Source organism: Cupriavidus sp. 22TCCZM01-5, assembly GCF_057798915.1.
Window position 1 is genome coordinate 63557 of sequence record NZ_JBYOJR010000009.1, and the last position, 17359, is coordinate 80915.

The window sequence follows — 17359 nt, forward strand, 5'->3', positions numbered from 1 at the left end:
CCTTGGAATTGCCTGACTGACGCGCCCCCTTTTCGGAGCCGCCCGTGGACAGATCCAAGGCCACCCCTTCCCCCGCTCCCTCCTCGTCCGGCGACGCCGCCCCGGCTGCCAGCCCCTTTGCCTATCCCGCCTTCAGCGTGCTGTGGACGGCCACCGTGCTGTCCAATATCGGCACCTGGATGCACGACGTGGGTGCCGGCTGGCTGATGACCTCGCTGGCGCCGTCGCCGGCCTGGGTGGCGCTGGTACAGACCGCCACGTCGCTGCCGGTGTTCCTGCTGGCCCTGCCGGCCGGCGCGCTCGCCGATATCCTCGACCGGCGCCGCATGCTGCTGGTGGTGCAGGTGGTGATGGCCGCAGTAGCGGCCGGCCTGGGCATCGTCGTACTGCTGGGCGGCGCCACGCCGGCGCTGCTATTGCTGTTCACGTTCGCCATGGGCGTGGGCGCCGCCATCACGGCGCCGGCCTGGCAGGCCATCGTGCCGAGCCTGGTGCCGCGCCAGGCACTGCAGCAGGCAGTGGCGACCAATAGCGTGGGCATCAACATCAGCCGCGCCATCGGGCCCGCGCTGGCGGGCTTCATCATTTCCGGCATCGGCGTAGCCGCGCCGTTCCTGATCAATGCCGCCAGCTTCCTGGCGGTGGTTGCCGCGCTCGCGTGGTGGCACCCGCCGGCCCCGGCCACGCGCCGCCTGCCTGCCGAAGACCTGCTCGGCGCGATGCGCGCCGGCGTGCGCTTTGCGTGGCACAGCCAGGCGCTCAAGGCCACGCTGGCACGCGCTGCCGCATTCTTCCTGTTCGCCAGCGCCTACTGGGCCATGCTGCCGTTGATCGCGCGCCAGATATTGGCCGGCGGTGCCCAGCTCTACGGCGCGCTGCTCGGCTGCGTGGGCGTGGGCGCGGTGCTGGGCGCGCTGGGGTTGGGCCGGCTGCGCCAGTGGCTCGGGCCGGACCGCGTGGTGGCGCTCGGCACGCTGGGCACCGTGGTCGCGCTGCTGCTGTTCGCGACGATCCACAACCCGGTTGCGGCCGGCGCCGCGAGCCTGGTGGCGGGCGCCTCGTGGATCGCCGTGCTGACCACGCTGAACGTGTCGGCACAGACCTCGCTGCCGGAATGGGTGCGCGCGCGCGGCCTGTCGATCTTCGTCACGGTGTTCTTCGGCTCGATGAGTGCCGGCAGCATTGTCTGGGGCCAGGCGGCAAGCCGCCTCGGCATCCCTGCCGCGCTGCTGATCGCCAGCGCCGGCGCGTTGCTCGCCATCGCGCTGACGTGGCGCTACAAGCTACAGCAGGGCGATTCGTCACGCCTGGCGCCGTCCATGCACTGGCCGGCCCCGCAAGTAAGCGACGAAGTCGGCCATGACCGCGGCCCGGTGCTGATCACCATCGAGTACCAGGTGCAGCCCGAAAACGCGGCACGCTTCGTCGCCACGCTGGACGAACTGAGCCAGGCGCGCCTGCGCGACGGCGCCTTTTCATGGGGATTGTTCGAGGACGCCGCGCGGCCCGGACGCTATCTGGAGTGCTTCCAGGTCGTGTCCTGGCTGGAGCACCTGCGCCAGCACGAGCGCGTGACGCTGCACGACCGCGACATCCAGGAACGCGCCCTGACCTTCCACACCGGCGATCAGCCGCCCGTAGTGTCGCACTTCATCGCGCCAGCGGCACCGCCCGAAGCATGAGGCTCAGCCGAGCCAGTTGACCTTGGGGAAGCGGCCGGCAAACCCTGCCGGCATCGGCATCACCTTCTTCTGGTGGTAGTCGAAGAACACGAAGCCGGACTTGGCCATGGCGATCAGCGCGCCGTCCTGCGGGCGCGTGATGCGGAAGATGATGTCGCCGCCGTACTTGTTGAAATCCATCACGCCGACCTCGAACAGCAGCTGGTCGCGCGCGTGCGCTTCATTGCGGTACATGGTGGCCAGGTCCGTGACGATGATGCCGAGGCCCTCGACCTGGTCGCCCTCGCTGCCGAACTCGAAGAGGAAGCGGGCGCGCGCCTCGGAAATCATCGAGATCATCGAATCGTTGGCCAGGTGGTTGGCCGAATTGATGTCGGTGACGCGCACGGTCAGGTGGGTCGAATAGCAGAACTGGTCGTCGGGGAGGTCGAGCTGAAGACGGGCCATGGCGGCATCGGGCAAAGTGGACAGGAAGCCGCCACCAGGCGTGGCGCAGGATCATTCCATCCCCGCAGGCTGGCGGCGAGGCGCCCATCATAGTCGATCCGGCCGGTTCGGCCAGCAGGCCTCAGGGATTGAGCGGCGGCAGCGCTGCCGGCGTGGCCCGACGCGCGCGGACAGGCCGGTGCGCGGGGGCATATTCCGGCAACAGGCGCGCCAGTTCGCCACCGCTCCATGGCCTCGCGCTGGCACCGGCACCGAACAGACGCCGTTCAAGCTCGCCGACGGCGGCCGCCAGCGCCGCGTTGCCGGTGCCGGCCACCCATTCCGACGGCGCCTTGCCCCACGCTGTGTGCGACCAGACACCCAGCGCGCGATAAGCCGCCGCCGCGTCGTTGTCGCGGCAAGCCTGCAGCAGCACCGCGAGCCGCGCCTCGCTGCCGGCCGCCCTGGCGCTGCGCCGTGCCGCGAGCGCCCGGCGCAGGCGTGCCACGCGCGGCCGGGCCCAACGCAGCAGCAGCCACGCCGGCAGCAATACCAGGACGCCGCCGGCCGCCCACAGCCACCGGCGCCATGCGGCACCGCGCTCTCCGGGCAAGGGCGCGGCGTGGGGGCCGGTCGGTGACAGTCCTGCCAGCCCCGGCGCGGAGGCCACGTCCACCTTCACCTCGGGCGCCTCCGATTCGCCGGGCTTGCGCGTGACCGGATCGAACCATTCCACCTTGATGGCGGGCAGCGTAAAGGTTCCGGCGTGCTCGAACACATAGGTGATGCGGTCCGTGCGGCTGCCGCCCGCATTGCCGGCGCTGTCCTGCGCGGCATCGCTGAGTTGCGGATCGCCCGCGAACACGCGCACGCCTGACGGCGCCTCCACCTTCGGCGGCCGGATCATCATGGCCTGGGTCTGCGGCGCGAACGTGGTGACGGTGCGCACCAGCGCATCGCCGGCATGGAAATGCGCCTGCGGGCCGCTGACCGGACGGTCGAAGTGCTGCGTGACGATCAGCCGCGCCACCGGCAGCGTGGCTGCGGCGCCCGCAGCGCGAATGGTTGTGGCCGGCAGCGTCACGCTGCCCTGGCGCGGCTTGCCATCATCACCGGAATAAGTGAACGCGATGGAGACCTGTGGCAACTGGAAATCGCCGCCCTGCTCCGCGGCAAACAGGTAGGTCTTGCGGATGCCGGCATAGCTCGCGCCATTGATGGTCTCGACCGTGTTCTGGCCGCGGTCGTCCGGCATGGTGACGATCGCGCCGGGCACCTGCAGTGTCGGAAAGACCGGTGCGGACAGGAAGAAGTTGGGCGCCAGCACCGTCACCTCGATGCGGATCTGCTGGCCCGGCAGCACGGGCTGCTGCGCCGCCACCTCGACACGCACGAGTGGGTCGGCTGCCAGCGCGAGCGCGCTCGCCAGCCACAGCGCAAGACCGGTGCACCAGATGCCGAGACCCCGGCCCGCGCGCGTCATGGCTGGGCTCCGGCGCCCGGCCGCGCCTGGCTCTGCTGCAACGCGAACTTGCGTTGCAGCAGCTCGGTCGGCGTGGTCTGGATCGCGCGCATCCAGGTCTCGGCGCTTTCCACCGCACCCATCTCGCGCTTCTTGCCTGCGCCCTCGGGTGGCTTGGCATCCCTGTCGTATTTCACTTCGTCTGGCTTGATGTCGGGCGGCTCCTCGCCTTCCTTCGGCTTGTCCGCCTTCGCCGCCAGCTTTTCCATGAGCGCCAGGTTGGCCGTGGCCGCAGGCCATTGCGGGCGGCGCTTCAGGGCCTGCCGGTAGCGCGCCGCCGCATCCTTGTACTTGCCCATCCGCGCGAGCGCGTCGCCCTGGTTGAAGTCGCTCTCGGGTGAATCGACCAGCGCGAAGCTCTGCACCGCCCGTGCGTACTGCCCCGCGCGGTACTGCGCCACGCCGCGCCACATGGGATCGTCGAACAGCGCCGCGGCGCCGGCAAAATCGCCACGTTCGAAAGCGCGCCGGCCCTGCTGGTCATGCGTGAGCCACAGGTCGACAAAGCGCCACGCGCGCGGCGCTTCGGCATCCGGCGCCGATGCTTGCGCGCGCAGGTCCCGCTGCGGCGCCGCCAGCGCCACAGCAAGCAGCACGCCCGTGATCCAGCGTACGGTCCAGCCCTTGCGGAACCACAGCACGCCGAGCAGCGCGATCGGGATCGTCAGCCTCCAGCCCTCGTCCTTCCAGCGCGTGTTGTCCGCCGACTGCTTGCGCGCCAGGTGCGATTGCACGTGGCGCTGCACCCAGGCGACGTCGTCGTCGCTATCGGGCGTGAACGTGGCGACCGGCACGCCGGTGTCGTCGCCAAAGCGCTTGAGCGCGGCCATGTCCATGCGTGCGAACACGCGCACGCCGTCCTTCTCGACAAAGCCCTCGGGGCCACTGCGCAGCGGTCCGCCGCGCTCGGTGCCGATCGCCAGCACCACCGGCTGGCTGCGCCCGCTGCCGGCCTGGGCCTTGAACCCCCGCACGGCAGCGGCCTCCACCCCGTCGGTCAGGAACAGGATGGTGCCGGGCACTTCCTCATGCGCAAGCGCCGCGTCGATGGTGCGCAGCGCGAGCGCGGTGTCCTTGCCCGGCGCGGGCATGATGCGGGTCTGCAGCGCATCGACAAAGGTCTGCAGCAGCGTGGCGTCGTCGGTCAGCGGCAGCACCAGGTGCGTGGAGCCGGCGTAGGCCCAGATGGCCGTGCGCCCGCCATCGCGCCGCGCGAGCAGCGCCTTGACCTTGAGCTTGGCGCGCTCGAGCCGCGTAGGCGTTACGTCGATCGCGTCCATGGTCGGCGACAGGTCGATAGCAATCGCCAGCGGTGCCTTGTCGTCGAGGAATGGCGGACGTTCGCGCTCCCACGTGGGACCGGCCAGCGCGATGGCGCCGAGTGCGAGCAGCAGCGCAGTCAGGTGCACGGGACGGATGGCCAGCCGGCGGCGCTCGCCGACCATCAATGCATCCAGCAAATGCGGGGCAATCGCATCACGCCAGCGGCGCCGAACATCGCCGCGGCGGCGCACGGCCCATACCAGCAGTACCGCCGGGACCAGCACCAGCAGCCACCATGGGCGCAGGAAGTGAAAGTCCGCGAGCGCCTGCATCACGGCTCCTGCGCTGCCGGTTCCGGCGCTGCAGGCCGTCGCGGACGCGACAGCCACGCCGACCACAACGCCATGACGAGCTGGTACCACAGCACCACGCCCACCGCGGCGCCGAGCGGCCACTTGAACAGCTCCCGGCGCGGCCGCCACGACAGCGTCTTGTGGTTGTGCGGCGTGATGCGGTCGAGCGTGGCATAGATGCTTTCGAGTCCCGCCTGGTCGGCGCCGAAGAAATAGCGCCCGCCCGTCTGCGCGGCAATGCGCTGCAGCACGCCAAGATCGACGCGCTGCTCGCCCTCGGCGGACGGATCGCCGATGCCGATCGTATGCACGATCACATGGCGCTCCTTCGCGATCTCCGCGGCGCGTTCGGGCGGCATCTTGCTGGCGGTGTCGTTGCCGTCGGTCAGCACGATCAGCACCTTCTCGGGCGCCTGGCTCTGGTCGAACATCTTGATGCCAAGGCCGATGCCATCGCCAAGCGCCGTGCCGGGGCCCGCCATCCCCGGCAGCAGGTCATGGATCATGGACTGCACGAGCACATGGTCGAGCGTAAACGGCGCCAGCGGGTACGGCGCGTCACCGAACACGAGCAGGCCGATGCGGTCACCGGGACGGCGCGTCACGAACCGGCTGACCACGTCGCGCACCGCCTGCACGCGCGGGATCAGTGCGCCGGCCGGGTCGCGGAAATCGCGCGTGTCCATCGACTGCGACAGGTCCAGCGCCAGCAGCAGGTCGCGCGCGGGCTGCACCTTCTCGATGGGCGCCTCCAGGAACTGCGGGCGCGCCAGCGCCGTCACCAGCAGCGCCCACGCGAGCGGCGCCAGGATGCGCTGCAGCCAGTTGCTGTGCGGCACGACCGCTCCCGGCGCCGGCTTCAGCCCCGCCGCGCTCGCGACCTCGCCGAAGAACGGCAGGCGCACCGACGGGCTTTCTTCGCGATACGGCGGCAGCAGCCACCACAGCAGCAAGGGCAGCGGCAGCAGCACGAAGAACCACGGGTATTCAAACTGGTACATGGTGGCGGGCAATCCATTGCTGGCAGGCCGCGGCCGTGGCCGCCACCTGGCTGTCGGGCCATTGCGCCAGCACCGCGGCATCGCGGTACTGCGCGTCGTTGACCAGCGTCGCGAGCACCGGCACCGCCGCGCCGGCCTTGCCCGCGTGGGCTTGAAGGAACCTGGCCCACTCGGCGCCCGCCATGCTGGCGACCTGCGCGCGCGGCCACGCCGCCAGCGCGGTGCGCTTGAGTAGTTCCGCCATGGCGGCCAGCGCTTGCGCCCGTGCCTGCGGCGACACGGCCAGGCCCGCACGCAACCGTGCCAGCTCGGCCAGGGCCTCGCGGCGGTAGCGGTTCGCGCGGTAACGGCGCCACCAGCGCCAGGCTGTGGCGGCCAGCAGCGCCAGCACGATCGCGCCCGCCACCGGCCAGCCGATGGTCTGCGGCCGCCATGACGGCGGCGGAGGCTCGACCACTTCGGCCATCTGCCGGAGATCGCCGGCAATCGTCGCGCTATCCGGCGCCGCGGTGCTGTGCGTCAGGTCGCTCACGGCCGCCCTCCCTGCCGGGCGCGCAGCGTGGCCTGGCCTTGCGGCAGCGCCTGGCCAAGCAGGCGGCGCAATTGCAGCGGCGTCTCCTCCGCGGCCGACAGCGGCAGCAGCGGCACGCCGATGGCGCGGTGCCAGCCCAGTAGGTTGCGGCTCTGCGCATCGACGAATTCGGCGATGCCCTTGCGCGTGGAGGCGTGGCCGAATCCCAGCTCGACCTGCAACTCGCCGTCGCTGACGACAAGGTGGCCGGAGTCCGGCAGTTCGAGCAGGAACGGGTCGTAGACCAGCATCGTCAGCAGGTCGTTGCGCGCGCTCATCGACAGCATCAGGTCGCGCGTGGCCGCGTCATGCCCGTCGAAATCGCTGATGACGATGACCAGGTGGTCATGCCGCGCGAGGCGCGCGGCTCGCTCGAGCGCGGCATTGAGTTGCCCGGCGCCGCGCCGCGCGGGGGCATCGGCACGCAGCGCCTGGTTGTGCCGCGCGATCTCGCCGAGCAGGTGCTCCACGGCCTGCCGGCTGCGGCGCGGCGCGAGCTCGGTGCATTCGCCGTCGCCGAACACCAGGCCGCCGACGCGGTCGCCCTCGGACAGCACGCGCCACGCCGCCAGCGCCGCGGCCTCGGCCGCGACCACGGATTTCATCGCGCGGCGGCTGCCGAAAAACATATTGATGCGCTGGTCCACCAGCAGCAGCACCGGGCGGTCCTTCTCTTCGCTGTACACGCGCACGTGCGGCTTGCCGGTGCGCGCGGTGACGCGCCAGTCCATGCTGCGGATATCGTCGCCGGGCAGGTAGCCGCGCACTTCCTCGAACGTCAGGCCGCGCCCGCGCACCCGGGAGGCATGCCGGCCCGCCAGCACGCTGTGCACGGGCTGGCGCGGCAGGAAATGAAAATCGCGCGCAGCGACTTCGAGCGCCGCCAGCGCCGCGGCGTCCACGCTGACACCGGTTTGCGCGTGCGTGGCAGGACGCTCCCCGGCGGGCACCGGCGAGCGGCCAAGCGAGGCAAGATGGGAACGCATGGCGCCGGCCGCCGCGTCAGGCCACGGCGACCTGCTGCACCAGGCGGTCGATCGCGGCATCGGCGCTGACACCGGCCGCGTGCGCCTCGTACGACAGGATCAGGCGGTGGCGGAACACCTCATGCACGACAGCCTGCACGTGCTCGGGCGAGACAAAGTCATGTCCATGCAGCCAGGCATAGGCGCGCGACACCTTGTCGAGCCCGATCGAGCCGCGCGGGCTCACGCCCACCTGGATCCAGCGATCGAGCTCGGCGTCGACGGTCTTGGGCTCGCGCGTGGCATGCACCAGCGCGACCATGTAGCGCGCCACCGCTTCGCTCACGTGGATGCCGTGGATCTCGGCCCGCGCGGCGAAGATGACCTCGGGTGCGAGCCGCTGTACCGCGGGCGCTTGCGTACCGGCGGCCGCGCCCGATTCTTCGGCACGCGCCAGCGCCACGATCTGCGCTTCGGCGTCCGCTTCCGGGTAGGTCACGTTCACGTGCATCAGGAAGCGGTCCATTTGCGCTTCGGGCAGAGGATAGGTGCCTTCCTGCTCGATCGGGTTCTGCGTGGCCATGACCAGGAACAGCGGATCGAGCTTGTGGGTCACGCCGCCGACGGTGACCTGGCGCTCTTCCATCGCTTCGAGCAGCGCGGCCTGCACCTTGGCCGGCGAGCGGTTGACCTCGTCGGCGAGCACCAGGTTGGCGAAGATCGGGCCGGCCTGGAAGCGGAACTCGCCCTTGCCGCCCTCGGTGTAGTACACCTCGGAGCCCGTGATATCGGCCGGCAGCAGGTCGGGCGTGAACTGGATGCGCGACAGCTTTGCTTCCAGGTTGCGGGCCAGCACCTTGATCGCGCGCGTCTTGGCGAGGCCCGGCAACCCCTCCACCAGCAAGTGGCCATCGGCCAGCAGGCCCAGCAACAGGCGCTCGATCATGTGCTGCTGGCCGACGATGGCTTCGCCCATGCGCCTCTGCAGCGCCAGCACGCCGACGCGGTTGCTCATGGGGCATTCCTCGATGGCGCCGGGGCGGAGCTTCGGCGGCCACCTCCGAACCAGGCGTAGTAAGGGTTGTCGGGATCGGTACGCATGACTTGTTGCATATGCAGCGCCCAGGCGTCTCGGTCGCCGTAGTAGGCATCGAGGCCGGCCGTGTAGAAGGTGTGCAGCGTTTCGCGTTCCTGCCCGATATCGGCGATCAGGCCGGCATCGGCTTCGGTCAGCGGGGGCTCGGTCTGCAGCGTCAGCAGGCGCTGCAGGACTTGCGGGAACTCGGCGCGCCGCACCCAGGTCGCATACTCGATGCGGGGGTGATCGTCGGTCACGGCGGGCGCGTCACCAGCATAGCGCTCCAGGCCCGCGCGGTCCGTCACCCAGGTTGCCAGCAACGCGGCCGGCGACGCCACGCCGACCTCGCGCAGCGCAGCCGAGACTTCCGGCTGTGCAAAACGTTCGCGGATGCGCACGGGATCGAGCGTGATGGACGCCAGCGAGCCCACCAGCATCATCTCGTGCAGCTCGGTGGTCCACAGCGTCGCATACGGAAACACGTCGAGGAAACTGCGCACCAGAGAACGCGTGTCTTCGTCGTTCTGCGTGGGCAGCGGCAGCCATTGCGCGACCAGGCCGCCGGCTTGCAGGCGCGCTGCCGCAAGGCGATAGAAATCGGTCGAGTACAGGTTGACCACGCCCGCGGCGGAAGGCGGCGGCGGCTCCAGCGTGATCAGGTCGTAGCGCTGGTCGCTCTGCAGCAGCTCGCGCCGGCCGTCGCGCAGGCGGATCTCAATGCGGTGGTCGCCGGCCACGCCGAAGTTGCCCTGGAACTGCGGCACGGCGCGCAGCACCGGCGGCAGCAACTCGGCCACCACGCGCTGCTCAAGGCCCGGATACGGCAGCGTGGCTCCGGCGGTGATGCCGGTGCCAAGGCCGATCACCAGCGCCGAGCGCGGTGTGCCACTGTGCACGATCAGCGGCAGCAGCGCCTGCAGCCGCATGTAGCGCAGCGACGTCATGGTGTCGCCGGAATTGGACACGCCCTGGATATAGAGGCGGTTGAACGAGTGGCTCGACGACGACTGTTTCACCACCGCCACGGTGGCGCCGCGGCCTTCCTCGTAGAACACCATCTCGCCGCCACGTGCGCGCGCCAGCAGCGTGGCGAGCCGGTCCGCGGGCGCAAACGCCGCGGCAATCACCGCGAGCAGCGCCACCATCGGCACGGCCCAGCGCGCCGGCTTGCGCACGCCCGAGCCGAGCGCCACGGCAATCACGCCGACAATGCCGGCGCCCACGGCCAGTACGGACAGCGTATGGACAAGGCCGATACGCGGCACCAGCACAAACCCAGCCACCACCGTACCGGCGATGCCGCCCAGCGTATTGAGCGCCACCACCGCGCCCACGCCAGCGCCGAGCCGGTGGTTATCCACGCCCACGCGCAACACGAACGGGAACGCGGCGCCCAGCAGCAGCGTGGGCACGAACACCACGCACAGCGCCGCCACTGCGAAGCTCGCGCAGGCGGCCAGCAGACCGTTCGACGTGACCGACTGCGCCCAGGCCGATACCGCCGCCTGCGCCTGCAGCAGCCATTCGCCGAGCACGACGATCTCCAGCAGCGCAACCAGCCCTGCCGCGGCAATCAGCATGGCGAACGCGCCCCAAGGGTCGCGCGCACGGTCGGCCCGGCGCGCAGCCAGCGCGCTGCCGGTCGCAAGGCCCGCAAGATAAGTCGCGAGCACGATCGTGAACGCAAAGGTGCGCGTGCTGATGAACTGCACGATGGCCTGCGACCACACGACTTCATAGCCAAGCGCAATGCCGCCGGCAGCGGCGTAGAGCACCAATGCCAGGCGGCCGTCGCCCGCATCGCGCGCGGACTGTGCGGAGGCTGGCGCGATGGCAGTCGTGGCCGGCTCCTCCACAGGCACCGCGCGTGACGCCAGGGTCAGCGCGGCGACTGCAGCGAGACCGTTGAGCGTGGCCGCGGCCAGCGCGCTGCCCGTGATGCCGAGCCACGGGATCAGCACGAAGCCCGCCAGCAGCGTGCCGGCAATGGCGCCCGCGGTGTTGGCGGCATAGAGGCGTCCGCCATGCGTGCCGACCTGGCCCGTGCGCGACGCCAGCACACGCATCAGCACAGGCAGCGTGCCACCCATGGCCGCCGCGGGCAGGATCACCAGCACGAACGGCAGCGCCCAGGCCAGCAGCCCGGCGCGGCCTTCCAGCCAGGCGAACGGCGCGGCGGCACGCGCCAGCGCCAGCGTGGCGCCAATGGCCAGCACCAGCACGGCGATTTCAAGCCACGCATACAGCCGCAGCGGCTGCGCATGACGGTCGGCCACGCGCCCCAGCAGCCAGCCGCCTAGTGCGAGGCCCGCAAAGAATGCGCTCACGGCGGTGGTGACGGCGTGCACATCCACTCCGACCACCAGCGCGAGCTGCTTGATCCAGAGAACCTGGTAGATCAGCCCGGCCGCGCCGGACGCGAAAAGCAACAGGGCAGGTGCCAGCACGGCACCGTCATGCGCCAGTTGACCCTGCCCTGCCTGCAACGCGGCGCCTTCCGGGCGCCGCGGTTTGTCAGATCTGTGCCGCGCTTGCTGCTTGCCGGCGTTGGCGCCGGCATGCGCTTCTCTCATGGTGCGATCCTGGTGAAGAGGTTGGCCGGAGTGACCCGGCCAACCATTGCCACTGGTATTACTTGCCGGCGCCTGCCCCCTTGTCGATGGACTTCATCACCGCCTCGGTCATCTGGTCGATGGTGAAGCTCGCCGGGCGCTGGCTGGGCGGGTAGTCCTTGAACGTCTGGAGGAACGGCGCCACACGCGACGCTGCATAGCTGACCATATAGGCATTCTTCGCCGTCCAGTCATAGTACTGATCGGAGACGATATCCGCCCGCTCATACGGGTCCATGCGCAGGTTGAATACCTTTGGCACGCGCAGGCAGGTGAAGGGGTTGGCCCACACCTCGAAGCCGCCCGGCTGGCGCTGTTCGCAGAACACGAACTTCCAGTCGTTGTGGCGCATGGCCACCAGTACGCCATCATCGTTGAAGTAGAAGAAGTCCTGGCGCGGTCCGACGTTGGTCTGCCCGGTCAGGTATGGCAGGAAGTTATAGCCGTCCAGGTGCACCTTGAAGGACTTTCCGCTGATGCTGGTGCCCTTGAGCAGCCGGTCCTTGACGTCACCATCGCCGGCCGCCGCAAGCAGCGTCGGGAACCAGTCGAGACCGGACATCATCGTCGTGGACACCGTGCCGGGCTTGATCCTGCCCGGCCAGCGCACCAGTGCCGGCACACGGAATGCGCCTTCCCAGTTGGTGTCCTTTTCGCTGCGGAACGGCGTGGTTGCCGCGTCCGGCCAGGACCACTGGTTGGGCCCGTTGTCGGTGGTGTAGACGACGATGGTGTTGTCGGCAACCTTCAGGTCGTCGAGCGACTTGAGCAGTTTTCCGATATCGCCGTCGTGCTCGAGCATGCCGTCCGCGTACTCATTGCCCGGCATGCCGCTCTGTCCTTGCATGGACGGGCGAACATGGGTGAAGGCATGCATGCGCGTCGTATTCATCCACACGAAGAACGGCTTGTCGGCCTTGACCTGCTTCTCCATGAAGCCGATCGCCGCCGCCGTGGTTTCGTCGTCGATGGTTTCCATGCGCTTGCGGTTCAGCGGACCGGTATCTTCCACCTTGCCGTCGGCGTAGGAGTGAAGGACGCCGCGCGGCCCGTTCGCCTTGACCCAGGCCGTATCGTTCTTCGGGTAGTACGGGCGCTCAGGCTCCTCTTCCGCATTGAGGTGGTACAGGTTGCCGAAGAACTCGTCGAAGCCGTGCGCGGTCGGCAAGTACTCGTTGCGGTCGCCCAGGTGGTTCTTGCCGAACTGGCCGGTCGCATAGCCAAGCGGTTTGAGCGCTTGGGCGATGGTCACGTTCTGCGCCTGCAGGCCGACCGGCGCGCCCGGAATGCCGACTTTCAGCAAGCCCGTGCGCAAGCCGACCTCACCGGTGATGAAGGTGGAGCGGCCCGCCGTGCAACTGTTCTCGCCGTAGTAATCGGTGAGCATCATGCCTTCGTTCGCGATACGGTCGATGTTGGGCGTGCGATAGCCCACTACGCCGTGGCTGTAGGCGCTGATGTTGGTCTGTCCGACGTCATCGCCAAAGATGACGAGGATGTTCGGCTTCTTGCCGGACGGCGCGGTGGCCGCCAGCGCGGGCGCCGAAGCGGCGGGAACCGGCGCATTGGCTGCAACCGGCGGATTCTCCTTGGCCGGCACAGGCGCGGCCGCGCCGGATTCCGGCGCCGCGGCCGGCGCCTGTGCCGCCGGCTGCTGTTCCTTGGGCGGCGTCTCCTTCTTGCCGCAGCCCGCGATGGTGAATACGGCAGCGGCCATGGCCAGCATCACCAGCCTGGAGCCCCCTCGTTTCCCTATGCCCTCTTCAACTCGGTGCATGTCCCGCCTCCGTTCATTGACCCGTTACGGTCGGTTCACTGCTGCCTTCATCGTGCTCATGGCTTGCCGGCCGGATAGACCTGCAGCCAGTCCTGCTTCATGCTGACCACCGTCCAGCCCCTGGCACTGGCCGCGTCAAGCGCCTTGTCGAGCTTGCCGACCTTTGACTGCCGGTCATAGGCGAACTCGCGCTCGGCGTCGTCGTGGTGGACCAGCACGGCCATGCGCGGCCCGTCGCCGCCGGTGGTGTACTCCAGCATCTGCAGGTCGCCGTCCGAATTGCCCACGGCAAGGATCGGGCGGCGGCCGATATGGCGGTAGATGCCGACCGGCTTGCCCGGTCCGTCATCGATGAATTCGAGCTTCGGGTCGCGCACCAGCACCGGCTTGCCATCGCGCGATACGTACTTGACCGCCTGCGAGGAACCGATTACCTGCTCGGGCGGAATGCCGTAGACCTTTTCCGTCCACGGCCGCATGAATTCGATGGTGCCGCCCGAGACGATGTAGGTCCTGAAGCCGTTGGCGCGCAGGTAGGACAGCAGTTCGAGCTGCGGCTGGTAGACCAGCTCGGTGAACGGCCGCTGCAGCTTCGGATGCTTCGCTTGCGCGAGCCACGCACGGATGGTGCGGTCGTATTCGTCCACCGTCATGCCGCTGTTGGCCACGGCAATCAGTGACAGCAGCGGCTTCTCGTTGCGCATCAGGGCCTGCATGTCGTTGGCCATGAGCGCCTTGAAGGCGGGATTGCTCTTCCACTCGGGATGCTGCGGCGCGGCCGCCCTGACCTGGTCGAGCAGGAAGTAGAACTGGAAGTAAAGCGGCTGTTCGCTCCACAGTGTGCCGTCGTTGTCGAACACGGCGATGCGGTCCTCTGGCGCGACGAAGGTCGGCGAGCCGGGGCGCGTGGTATCGGCCACGAACTTCAGCAGCGCCTGCCGCGCCGCGCCGTCACGCCAGGAAGGCAGGGCCTGCGCAGCGGCCTGGTACGCCGGGGTGGACTGCGCGCCCGCCGCAGCCGTGCCGCCTTCGGCCGGTGCCGCGCATCCGCCCAGGTTGGCGCCGGCAAAGGCCAGTGCGGCCAGGCACAGCGCGGCCAGCGCCGGACGCAGAAGATTGCGTCCGGACTGCTTGAGGGTGGAGCGTTCCATCACGCGTACTCCAGTCGTAAGCAAGGGGGCGCGGGGAGATGGCGCCGCTATCGCGCCATCGCCAGCGGCGGCTGCCTGCGCTGCTCGGCCCAGCGGCTGTCGTCCATCACCAGCCGGAAGCCAAGGTGCGACATGCTGTTGTACGGATCGGTGCCGCGACGGGCGCTGGGCCGGTAGCTCAGGCAGTAGTCCTCGTTGCAGAGGAAGGAGCCGCCGCGCGTGACACGCTTGGGCGCGCTGACGGGCACGCCGGGCTCGCTCGGATCCCACGACGCCACGGGGCCCGCCGGATCCGCGATCAGCTTGCCCAGCGCAGCCTCGCGCCGGAACTGGTCCGCGCGGTACCAGTCCGCGACCCACTGCCACGCGTTGCCGGTCATGTCATAGAGGCCGTAGCCGTTGGCCGGGAACGTACCGACCGGGCTGGTGCCCAGCGCGCCGCCCGCCTTCGGGCTGATCACCGGGAATGGCTGGCCCTGCTGTCCCTGCCAGACATTGGCCATCTGCTTGCCGTCCGGCGCGAATTTTTCGCCCCACGCGTAGGTGGCCTGCTCCAGGCCGCCGCGCGCGGCGAACTCCCACTCGGCTTCCGTGGGCAGGCGCTTGCCGACCCACTTCGCATAGGCCTGCGCGTCTTCGTACGAGACCTGCACCACCGGGTGGTTGTCCTTGCCCTCGATCGACGTGCCCGGGCCGCCCGGGTGGCGCCAGTCGGCGCCATGCACGTAGCGCCACCAGCGCGAGTAGTCCTGCAGCGGAACGGGCCGTGCGGTGCCCACGAACACCATGCCGCCAGCCACCATCGCGCTGTCGGGCGGGCGCGGCGTGCCGGGTGGCAGTTGTACCTTCAGGGTTTCCCATTCGGGCGCTTTTTCCGCGGTGGTGACGTAGCCGGTGGCCTCGACGAACCTGCGGAACTCGGCATTGGTGACGTGGTGCTGGTCCATCCAGAAGCCGTGGATGCGCACCTTGTGCGCGGGCTTCTCGTTGGCCTGCGCCATCTTGCTGTCGCTGCCCATGAGGAATTCGCCGCCCGGGATATGAACCATGCCGGCCGGTCCACGGACGCCATCTCCGAGCACGGTGTCCTGCGCGTGGCCCGCCTGCCGGCCATGCATCATCCACCAGGTCGCGCCAAAGCCCGCCGCGACGCCTGCGTACACCAGCATCGCAACCATGCCTGCGCGCCAGCGCGGCGCGGCGGCAACCGCTGTCGCAGCGCCCTCCGCCGGCGCCATGCCCGTAGCGGAAATCCGGCGCTTCTTGCCCATGACTCTTCCTCCGCAAAGCACAAGTGGTGCGTAAAGCGCACCGCGAAGCTATCGTTGCAGAAGGAAAAGCGAAACGGAATTCAGTTTTATTGGGCTGTGATTTTAGATATTTCGCATCGACAAACCGCGCGATCTCTGACAGAGCGGCAGCCCCGCCAGTTGTTCGCGGGGGCACAGCAATTCAGCCTCATATCGGCATAACTGTTGCGGAGGTGCGGGCTCGGCGCAGGGGAAATTCATCGATCCACACATTGCCGCCCCGCTTCGGTCGTAGCGGCAACACGAAAATTGCAGGCGCCGCGCGCGCGGGCATTGTGCAAAAAAAGCATCAAGCTTTTGCATACAATTTTGGAATACAATGCTCTCTTTGAACCATGCCCCGGGCCTTGGCCCAGGCATACCCCTGGACAGGAGGAGACCATGACATTCCGCGAAACCAGCGCGACGACGCAGCACGTTGCCGCCCTGGAGCCCGTCGAGAACTACCTGAAAGGCCATGCGAGCGGCAAGGGCGAGTACATCCGCAAGGCGTTCCACCCGGACGCGCGCATCATCTCGTTCCGCGATGGCGTCCTTTGCAGCCTGAGCGTCGAGGAATTCATCGCCGCGCGCTTCCAGGGCGAGCCCGCGGCGGACGAGGCGCAGCGCAAGCGCTTCATCACGCAATTCGATGTCACCGGCAATGCCGGCACGGCCAAGGTGGTGCTGCAATATCCGGGGGTGACGTTCACCGACTACTTCACGCTGCTGGAAGTCAATGGCGTATGGGGTATCGCCAACAAGACCTTCAGCGCTGCGCCGCAGGCGTAAGCCAGCTCACCGTCGCCGGGCGCGCGCCGCCGGTGCCACCGGTTTCGCGCCCGGCCCCGGACAACCGGGCCCTGAGTTCGTCGCGCTCGCTGAAGTGCGGCGCGGCCAGCCACGCGCCAAGTTCGTCGCGCCAGTTCTCCCACGCGTTTTCATCGAACTCGAAATCCTCGTCGAGGTGCCCGCCGTCGCGCAGGTAGAAGCCCGCCACGCGCGTGCCGTCCCAGTAGGCCACTGCCACGTCGGTGAAGTCGGCGGTGGTGCCTGCCGGCATGTCGCGCAGCAGCATCGCCAGGGTTGCCTTGAACGCTTTGAAATCGTCGGTGGGCATGGCGGACTCCGCGGGAGGGGTGGAACGATGCCTCCAGCGTGCTCCTGTTCGCGTGGCCCGTCAATTTGCTGCGTGGGCTTGCCCACAGGGCTTGCAGCGGACACATTCGTCGTCAAGAATGGGCAAGGCCCTCTTCCACCAGGCATCTTTCACCAGGAGTTGACGACCATGCCCGAAGCAAGCATCACCGCACATCTTCCGACGATGGACATCGAGCTCATGCGGCGCAGCCTGCCCGAGCAGGATGCCGACCTCATTGCCGTGCTGGTCCGCGCCACGCCTGCCTTCGCCGCCATCGAGCACTGGCTCGCGCAGTCTCCGCCGCTGCCGTTCGAAGACGTCTTCCAGTGGTGGGCCGACATGGTGCGCGCGGCATGGCAGCCATGGCTGGCGCTCAATCCAGCGCTCGCACTGTGGCTCGCGGCCCCGGCATCGCCCGAATAGGCACCCGGCGACGGGCGCCATTGAGCTTGTTCCGGCACTCCGGCTGACCTAGACTGAATTCCGGCGTTCTTCGCCGTGCACCTGCCGCGGCCGCCGCGCAGCCAG

15 protein-coding genes are annotated in these 17359 nt (G+C 68.9%); 3 read left to right on the plus strand and 12 right to left on the minus strand.

What is annotated here, in order from left to right; translation table 11 throughout:
- Positions 1-44: 44 nt before the first annotated feature.
- Complete coding sequence (locus AC3FNH_RS11265; protein WP_488720103.1) at positions 45-1682, plus strand: MFS transporter; 1638 nt, start codon at positions 45-47, stop codon at positions 1680-1682.
- A 3-nt stretch (positions 1683-1685) separates the two neighbouring features.
- On the opposite strand, the gene AC3FNH_RS11270 is transcribed toward AC3FNH_RS11265, so the two are convergent.
- The 11 genes from AC3FNH_RS11270 to AC3FNH_RS11320 all read right to left on the minus strand — a co-directional run bounded on the left by AC3FNH_RS11270 (position 1686) and on the right by AC3FNH_RS11320 (position 15522).
- Positions 1686-2129, minus strand: a complete 444-nt coding sequence (locus AC3FNH_RS11270; protein ID WP_224080864.1) for a thioesterase family protein — start codon at positions 2127-2129, stop codon at positions 1686-1688.
- A gap of 121 nt (positions 2130-2250) precedes the next feature.
- A complete protein-coding gene (locus tag AC3FNH_RS11275) occupies positions 2251-3591 on the minus strand; it encodes a BatD family protein (RefSeq protein WP_488720104.1) in 1341 nt (446 codons plus the stop codon).
- Positions 3588-5225, minus strand: coding sequence for a vWA domain-containing protein (locus AC3FNH_RS11280; RefSeq protein WP_488720105.1), 1638 nt, complete (start codon positions 5223-5225; stop codon positions 3588-3590). The genes AC3FNH_RS11275 and AC3FNH_RS11280 overlap by 4 nt, the downstream gene beginning before the upstream one ends.
- Positions 5225-6247, minus strand: coding sequence for a vWA domain-containing protein (locus AC3FNH_RS11285; protein WP_488720106.1), 1023 nt, complete (start codon positions 6245-6247; stop codon positions 5225-5227). The genes AC3FNH_RS11280 and AC3FNH_RS11285 overlap by 1 nt, the downstream gene beginning before the upstream one ends.
- Complete coding sequence (locus tag AC3FNH_RS11290) at positions 6234-6779, minus strand: DUF4381 domain-containing protein (RefSeq protein ID WP_488720107.1); 546 nt, start codon at positions 6777-6779, stop codon at positions 6234-6236. The genes AC3FNH_RS11285 and AC3FNH_RS11290 overlap by 14 nt, the downstream gene beginning before the upstream one ends.
- Positions 6776-7804, minus strand: coding sequence for a DUF58 domain-containing protein (locus AC3FNH_RS11295; protein WP_488720108.1), 1029 nt, complete (start codon positions 7802-7804; stop codon positions 6776-6778). The genes AC3FNH_RS11290 and AC3FNH_RS11295 overlap by 4 nt, the downstream gene beginning before the upstream one ends.
- A 16-nt stretch (positions 7805-7820) precedes the next feature.
- The gene (locus AC3FNH_RS11300; protein WP_488720109.1) at positions 7821-8798 is read right to left on the minus strand and encodes an AAA family ATPase; all 978 of its coding nucleotides are present in this window, start codon (positions 8796-8798) and stop codon (positions 7821-7823) included.
- Complete coding sequence (locus AC3FNH_RS11305) at positions 8795-11434, minus strand: fused MFS/spermidine synthase (protein ID WP_488720110.1); 2640 nt, start codon at positions 11432-11434, stop codon at positions 8795-8797. The genes AC3FNH_RS11300 and AC3FNH_RS11305 overlap by 4 nt, the downstream gene beginning before the upstream one ends.
- A 58-nt stretch (positions 11435-11492) precedes the next feature.
- Positions 11493-13250, minus strand: a complete 1758-nt coding sequence (locus AC3FNH_RS11310) for an arylsulfatase (protein WP_488720111.1) — start codon at positions 13248-13250, stop codon at positions 11493-11495.
- A 56-nt stretch (positions 13251-13306) separates the two neighbouring features.
- The gene (locus AC3FNH_RS11315) at positions 13307-14401 is read right to left on the minus strand and encodes an HAD family hydrolase (RefSeq protein ID WP_488720112.1); all 1095 of its coding nucleotides are present in this window, start codon (positions 14399-14401) and stop codon (positions 13307-13309) included.
- A gap of 47 nt (positions 14402-14448) precedes the next feature.
- Complete coding sequence (locus AC3FNH_RS11320; protein WP_488720188.1) at positions 14449-15522, minus strand: formylglycine-generating enzyme family protein; 1074 nt, start codon at positions 15520-15522, stop codon at positions 14449-14451.
- Between the two features lie 570 nt (positions 15523-16092).
- On the opposite strand from AC3FNH_RS11320, the gene AC3FNH_RS11325 reads away from it, so the two are divergent.
- Positions 16093-16482 (plus strand): nuclear transport factor 2 family protein, encoded by a 390-nt coding sequence (locus AC3FNH_RS11325; protein WP_488720113.1) that lies wholly within the window; start codon positions 16093-16095, stop codon positions 16480-16482.
- Here AC3FNH_RS11325 and AC3FNH_RS11330 read toward each other — a convergent pair.
- A complete protein-coding gene (locus AC3FNH_RS11330; protein WP_276098521.1) occupies positions 16460-16810 on the minus strand; it encodes a hypothetical protein in 351 nt (116 codons plus the stop codon). The two genes, AC3FNH_RS11325 and AC3FNH_RS11330, sit on opposite strands and share 23 nt — an antisense overlap.
- A gap of 168 nt (positions 16811-16978) precedes the next feature.
- On the opposite strand from AC3FNH_RS11330, the gene AC3FNH_RS11335 reads away from it, so the two are divergent.
- Positions 16979-17254 (plus strand): hypothetical protein, encoded by a 276-nt coding sequence (locus AC3FNH_RS11335; protein ID WP_488720114.1) that lies wholly within the window; start codon positions 16979-16981, stop codon positions 17252-17254.
- Positions 17255-17359: the final 105 nt, after the last annotated feature.